Genomic DNA, 1,483 nt, shown 5'->3' with positions numbered 1-1,483 from the left:
CGGCGAACGCGCCGGCGGCCGCCGCCGAGCCGGCCAGCAGCACCCGCCGCACCCCGAGGCGGTCCACCAGGCGCCCGCCCAGCCAGCTGCCGGCCACCGACATCACGCCGCAGGTCAGCAGGACCACGCTCAGCCGGTCGGCGTCGCCGCCGGTGGCGCCCGAGACGGCGGTGGCCAGGTAGATGTAGACGCTCTGGAAGGCGAGGAAGAACACCAGCGTGGTGGCCGCGGCGCCCAGCACCCGGCGCTGTGCCAGCGGCGCCAGGCGCGCCTTCAGGGTGGGGGCGGCAGTGGGGGCGGGCAGGTCGCGCAGCAGCAGAGCCAGGCCCGCCAGGGCCGCCAGGCCCAGGGCGGTGACCAGCCACATCGTCATCCGCCAGTCGGTGCGCCCCACCCAGGTGCCCAGCGGCACGCCGAGTGCGGTGGCCACCGTCATCCCGCCCAGCACCGTCGCCAGCGCCCGGCCGCGCCGCTCGGGGGCGACCAGGGTGGTGGCCACCGCGTTGGCGGTCGGGGTGTAGAGGGCGGCGCCGGCCGCGGCCAGGACGCGGGTGGCCAGCAGCAGCCCGTAGGTGGGCGCGAGCGCGCTGAGCGCGTTGGCCGCGCTGAACACCGCGAGTGCGGTCAGCAGCAGGCGCCGGCGCGGCCAGCGGGCGGTGAGCGTGGCCAGTACCGGGGCCAGCAGCGCGTAGCCGAGCGCGAAGACGGTGACCAGCTGGCCGGCGGCCGGCACCGACACCCCCAGGTCGGCGGAGATCGGGCCGAGGATGCCGGCGACGACCATCGAGTCGGTGCCCATGGCGAAGGTGCCGAGGGCGAGCAGGAGCAGACGTACGGGCACGGGAGAGCCCCCCGGGGCACAAGGGTGGACGGTCGGACGAGACTGTTGGATGGACATGCAACAGTTTGACGCTCGTCAAACACTCGGGGATTGGTGGATGATTGTCAAACCATTCATTCCCCGCCCGCGGCCCCGAGGAGCGTGCGCCATGAGCGACGACGAGCGGCTTCCCCAGCCCGCCACCGCCGACATCGACCTCGTCACCGTCCTGCACGCCCTCGGTGACCCCGTACGCATGACCCTGCTGCTCAGCTACGCCGACGGCGGCGAGCACTCCTGCGACCCGCGCGGCCTGGGCCTGGACCACCTCCACAAGTCGACCGTCTCCCACCACATGCGGGTGCTGCGCGAGGCCGGCGTCACCACCACCCGCGTCGCCGGCCGCAACCGCTTCGTCAGCCTGCGCCGCACCGACCTCGACACCCGCTTCCCCGGCCTGCTCGACGCGCTCCTGACGGCCTCGGCAACTCCCGCACCCCAGAAGCCGGTTGGCCCCTAGGGAGCCGGCGCACCCGGCTGCCGCCACAGGCGTAGGCCTGTGGTCGCAAGGCACCGCGGGCGGCTCCTGCCGCGGACGGACGCGCCCGGGCGGGCCCGGTCGGCACGGTGGACGCGCACGCCGCCACCCGGCGTGCCGCCGTC

The 1,483-nt window shown here is 75.2% G+C and carries 2 protein-coding genes; one reads left to right on the top strand and one right to left on the bottom strand.

Translation table 11 applies throughout. From position 1 onward, the window contains the following. Positions 1–841: MFS transporter (locus KS423_RS45370; protein ID WP_224285500.1), on the bottom strand; the 841-nt coding region annotated here is incomplete at its 3' end. A gap of 148 nt (positions 842–989) precedes the next feature. Here KS423_RS45370 and KS423_RS45365 point away from each other — a divergent pair. Next, entirely contained in the window at positions 990–1,340 is a 351-nt protein-coding gene (locus KS423_RS45365; protein ID WP_224285499.1) for a helix-turn-helix transcriptional regulator, read from the top strand. The last annotated feature ends 143 nt before the right edge of the window (positions 1,341–1,483 follow it).

The sequence above is a fragment of the Streptomyces sp. LS1784 genome (genome assembly GCF_020103755.1).
Lineage (GTDB): Bacteria > Actinomycetota > Actinomycetes > Streptomycetales > Streptomycetaceae > Kitasatospora.
The sequence above is the reverse complement of the archived record's forward strand: the minus strand, read 5'-3'. Positions and strand labels throughout refer to the sequence as shown.

Coding starts and splice junctions, on each gene's coding strand:
- KS423_RS45365 (WP_224285499.1), top strand. CDS start 990: ATGAGCGACGACGAGCGGCTTCCCCAGCCCGCCACCGCCGACATCGAC.